This is a genomic window from Desulfofundulus sp., from assembly GCF_049701015.1.
In the GTDB taxonomy this organism is placed as follows: Bacteria; Bacillota; Desulfotomaculia; order Desulfotomaculales; family Desulfovirgulaceae; genus Desulfofundulus.
In genome coordinates, this window is the sequence record NZ_JBNATZ010000206.1 from 1 (window position 1) to 4,399 (window position 4,399).

Annotated in this window: 7 protein-coding genes; 4 read left to right on the forward strand and 3 right to left on the reverse strand. The window is 50.2% G+C overall.

From position 1 onward, the window contains the following. Positions 1-259: 259 nt before the first annotated feature. The 3 genes from ACPLUI_RS11460 to ACPLUI_RS11470 are packed head-to-tail and all read left to right on the forward strand — an operon-like array spanning position 260 to position 1,243. Complete coding sequence (locus ACPLUI_RS11460; protein ID WP_424660394.1) at positions 260-652, forward strand: type II toxin-antitoxin system RelE/ParE family toxin; 393 nt, start codon at positions 260-262, stop codon at positions 650-652. Next, complete coding sequence (locus ACPLUI_RS11465) at positions 653-958, forward strand: XRE family transcriptional regulator (RefSeq protein ID WP_424660395.1); 306 nt, start codon at positions 653-655, stop codon at positions 956-958. Between the two features lie 6 nt (positions 959-964). Then, a complete protein-coding gene (locus ACPLUI_RS11470) occupies positions 965-1,243 on the forward strand; it encodes a helix-turn-helix domain-containing protein (protein ID WP_424660396.1) in 279 nt (92 codons plus the stop codon). A gap of 130 nt (positions 1,244-1,373) precedes the next feature. Here the strand turns inward: ACPLUI_RS11470 and ACPLUI_RS11475 are convergent, their stop codons facing one another. The 3 genes from ACPLUI_RS11475 to ACPLUI_RS11485 form a co-directional block, all read right to left on the reverse strand. Next, the gene (locus tag ACPLUI_RS11475) at positions 1,374-1,934 is read right to left on the reverse strand and encodes an NYN domain-containing protein (RefSeq protein ID WP_424660397.1); all 561 of its coding nucleotides are present in this window, start codon (positions 1,932-1,934) and stop codon (positions 1,374-1,376) included. A 247-nt stretch (positions 1,935-2,181) separates the two neighbouring features. Continuing rightward, positions 2,182-2,427 (reverse strand): hypothetical protein, encoded by a 246-nt coding sequence (locus ACPLUI_RS11480; RefSeq protein ID WP_424660398.1) that lies wholly within the window; start codon positions 2,425-2,427, stop codon positions 2,182-2,184. A 191-nt stretch (positions 2,428-2,618) separates the two neighbouring features. Next, positions 2,619-3,137 (reverse strand): hypothetical protein, encoded by a 519-nt coding sequence (locus tag ACPLUI_RS11485; RefSeq protein WP_424660399.1) that lies wholly within the window; start codon positions 3,135-3,137, stop codon positions 2,619-2,621. Between the two features lie 131 nt (positions 3,138-3,268). Here ACPLUI_RS11485 and ACPLUI_RS11490 point away from each other — a divergent pair, with 131 nt between their 5' ends. Continuing rightward, entirely contained in the window at positions 3,269-4,129 is an 861-nt protein-coding gene (locus tag ACPLUI_RS11490; RefSeq protein ID WP_424660400.1) for a hypothetical protein, read from the forward strand. Positions 4,130-4,399: the final 270 nt, after the last annotated feature.

The window sequence follows — 4,399 nt, forward strand, 5'->3', positions numbered from 1 at the left end:
CCACGTCCATGGTCTTCGCCTGGCCGTCCACGGTGTACCCCTTCTGCCCGACGACGAACACGGCCTTGTGCGCGGGCGCGGCCGGGGCCGGGAGGGCGAAGGCCAGCAGGGACAGGAGGAAACCAGCCAGCAGAACGGCTAATTTACGCATGTTCTCGCGCTCCTTTGTCAAGTTTTCGCCGGGTTGACGGCCCCGGCGGGCCGGGATTGTTGACCTTGTTATATCAATTCTGATATAATAAAACCTGGAGTGGAAACGATGAATCGAACCACCGAAAAAGAACTGCTGGAGCGGTTATCCCGATGTGACAGGATCATAATGACAGAAGAAGTCATGCACTACATCTTAAATCACCCCCAACCAAAGATATCGGCAAAAATGCTCCACGACATCATGCTGCTGAATGAATTCGGACTTAGTTTGCCGGACAGGTATATCCACCGCATCTGGGAAAGCTCGGAAAAGTTATGGGAACTGCGGACGAAATTTGCCCGGTACGATGAGAGGACACTGTTCTTTTCAGTCCTGGGCGATAAGTTTCTCTTAACAAATTGCTTCCGCAAGACATCGAACAAGGTGCCGCGGTCGGAAATCCGCAAAGCTGAAAATATCCTCCGCAAATTTCTACAAACACGACGGGAGGGAAAATGAATGCCTGAATTTGTGACCATGGACGAAATTGCTAAACGTCTTGAAGATAAACCGCAAATCATAAAGGAAATGCTTGAAGACGAACCGCGCTACCAGATCGCCAGGGCAATCATAGCCGAGCGAACCCGGCGCGGCTGGAATCAGGGAACCCTTGCCCGGAAAGCCCGTCTAACCCAGGCTCAGGTCTCCCGGCTGGAAAGGGGTCGCATTGGAAATTTTGCCACTGTCACGAAAGCTCTCGATGCCCTGGACCTTAAACTGGAAATTAAGCCTAAACAGCGGGAGACTCGCCACTTTCCCCGGTGATGACAAATGAAATGGAGTGATTTAAAAAACGAACTGATGGAAGATCCGGCTTTCCGGCAAGCTTACGAGGAACTGGAACCGGAATACCAGCTTATCAGGGCCATCATTAAACAGCGGAAATTAAAGGGAATGACCCAGGCCGAACTCGCCCGTAGAGTCGGCACCCGTCAATCGGCCATCGCCAGGCTGGAAAGCGGGACTTATAACCCCTCCCTTCGGTTTTTAAAGAAAGTCGCGAAAGCTCTGGATGCAAAAATTGAAGTGTCGTTAAAATGCGACAACTGAACAAGTGCCGACAGGAGAACACTCACACCGGGCGCATGCCCGGCACGAAGATGACGAACAACGCCAGCAGCAGGACGAATAGACAGAACCTCAGCAGCGGTACCACTCCTTTGAAATCACTCCTTTGAAATTAACAACTTTCCAGAAAGAATCCTCTATCCATCTCAATATAGCTGTCCGCCAGATATTTCATTTTGGCTGCCTTCTGGTTCTTCGTTACCGCCAATTCCACCACCTTTCCGAGAAATTTAACACACTCGACGGCTCTGCTGTAGTCCGAATCCGCACTGACTAGAACGGCAGTGTCATAAGCGTTAAAGAAAGCCTTGGTTAATAAGTCAGTTGCTATATTTACGTCCGTTTCTTTTTCAACGTGTATGTAGGTAGACGGATTTGCCGGGTCTAACTGAACTCCGGGAATTTGTCTTTTAGCCAGGTAACCAACCACAACTTGAACACGGCGAAGAGCATTTAAAGCATCGATAAAACGTTTATGGTTGTCGTAAGCCGTGGGGTTGTCCGCCCTATCGGCCAGAGCCGTATAATAAAATACCTTAACGAGATTGCGGTTAATTCCGCATAGTTTTTTCGCTAACTTTTTGATGTTGAACCTGGGCGGGAAACCGTCAAAAAGATGGTAAACAGCATTGTTTAAGTTGTTTCCATCGATAAATACCATCACTCGTTCCATTTAAAAAATACACCCCCAAGAAATTAAAGGGGCCGGTTAGTTAAAACCACCGACCCCGATCCTAAATTTTGCCGGCGTTGCGTGCGCCAGCAATCAGCCTGTATTGCCGCCGGAATTCCGTGTTCCGGCGGTTGCGTGTGGCTAAATTATAATAGCGAAACATAATTGTTGTCAAGAATTCATCGGGGCGGTCCGGTATTCAGTTTCTTACGAATACCGCCTCTTTTCTTTTTCAGTTAATTTTATCTTATTCTACCACAGCCTTCCGGGACGGATCACCTCTCTTCCCGGCCTCCAGGAGCCCCCTCACGTCCTCCAGGGCCTCCCCGTCCACCTCGACGTTCACAGGGACGACCACCAGCGCCCTGCCGTACTGGTACACCGCTAGGTGCCGGTAGCCGTACCTCTTCACCACGGAGCGCAGGAACGAGGCCGGCAGCGTGAAGTGCGGCGTGCCTATCTTCGCGATCTTGAGGAGCCGGAGCTCGGGCATACCCACCACCACCGGTCTGACTTTGACCTTGACTGACTTTATCCTAACACGTTCTGGTAAAAATGACAAAAGCGGTATTTGACCTTCCCTGACCAAAACGGGTGTTCTGTAATGGAAGATGTTTGTTTTTCGGGGCGGGGTGCGGGGTTTTCGCTGATTTTCGAGGCTTTTCGGAAAAAGAAAAAGCCCGGTTAGTCCGGGCTAGCAGCCAACCGCTCCATCCTGGCCAGGCGCCTCATGAAATCCTCACTGAACGTCTTGCGGCGCGCCAGCGGGCATTCCTCGAACAGGCAGGGCTCGAGCTTTTGCTTGGGACCTAGACCGAGTATTTCGTCCCACTGCCGCTCTTCATCCAGCACGTGCTCCCTCCACCGGGGCTGCTTGCCCTCCCTGGCATAGAGGAGCGCTCCCTTCATGAGACTCTCCGCCCGCTCGAGAAGGAGACCGGCATTCTCCTCGCCCCGCCTCCAGGCTTCCAGCGCCCGGACCATCTCCCCGCACGCCAGGTACAGGTCCGGTGCTGCCGCAATCACGCGGGCGTCGTTCAGCCAGTTGTCGTCCAGCGTGTTGATCCGGCAGATCACGTGCTGCGGGTACTCCCCCTGAATTTCTACCGGTCGCCCTACGTTCTGGACGGCCGCCCGGCACCTCCCGGTTATTTCCTTCTTGCAAGTCACTACCCAAAAGCAGGGTGACGGACGTTTAAACATCTGATCCACCTCTGTTTCACCTCGCTACATGGTTGTGAGAAGGGTTTTTCCAGCGAAAAGAGTAAACACTCAAATGTCCCTGAAAAATCTCAGTGAGTTGGAAAAGAAAGCAATCGACGGGAGGGAAAAGAATGGATATCTTACAAAAACAAAAGCGGGCAAATTTTGAAACCCGCGACCGCTTCGCGATATACGAAACCCATCGAAAAAAGAGTACGGAACTAATTCTTTCGAGATGTTCCTGCGGCAAAATCCTGATTATTGGGGCGGGCAACTGCAACGATGTTGATCTAACAACTCTCTGCGAACACTTTGAACAAGTTCACCTCCTTGATATTGATGAAGATGCTTTACGTCATGGATTAAGACAACTGGGATCAACTCCCCCGAATAACGTCTTTTTGCATATCGAGGATGTCACGCAAATACTCCCTGCATATCAAGAAATGATTGAGAAGCCATATAGTTCAACAATTAGACGTACGATGGAACGTTTGTCTAGTCTCTCCTTTCCATCACTCCCTTACCTAAAAGAAAGCTTCAACATAGTGGTGTCACAATGCCTCCTATCCCAACTAGTTCACCCTGCCGTAGAACTTTGGCGGAAAGAACTTAACCCAAGTACTAACAAACTGCTTAAAAATTTCGTTCACGCTCTTTCAGCAAGTCACCTGAAGGAAATGGCTTCATACCTATCAAAAGGAAATATTGGCATAGTAATCACAGATGTCGTATCTAGCGATGATGTCGGTCATCCTATCTCCGAACCGCAATCTATACTCGAACAGTGCTATTTTGACCAACAAAGTGACTTTCATGGAAGTAATCTTCTCGGCACAAATCTCGTTGCCGTTTACAACGATTTCAGAAAAGAATTATCCAAGATAATCCGTTTGGAAGTGCACAAACCAACCCTCGCTCCTTCCTGGAAATGGATCTTTTCCGAAGCAAGAGAGTATATTGTTCAAGCGTTCGTCTTTCAGCGAATCTAATGCCGCCACCTCTCTGAAAAACAAAAAGGCCGGACAAGCACCCGTTCATAATAAATACGTTATAAAATTGAGGACATTTTTTAAAAAAACCGGCGAAACCAGATCAACCAGCCGCTACTTCGGGCAGCTGCAACAACTCGCTCTTCCCCGTTTCCGGCAGTGCCTCCGCTTCCAGCCTGGCCACCAGTTCTTCGTATTCCTTCCTCACCACGTCCGAAAGGACTTCCACCAGCCCGTCCGGGTCGAGCCCGCCCTCCAGGAACTTGTCGG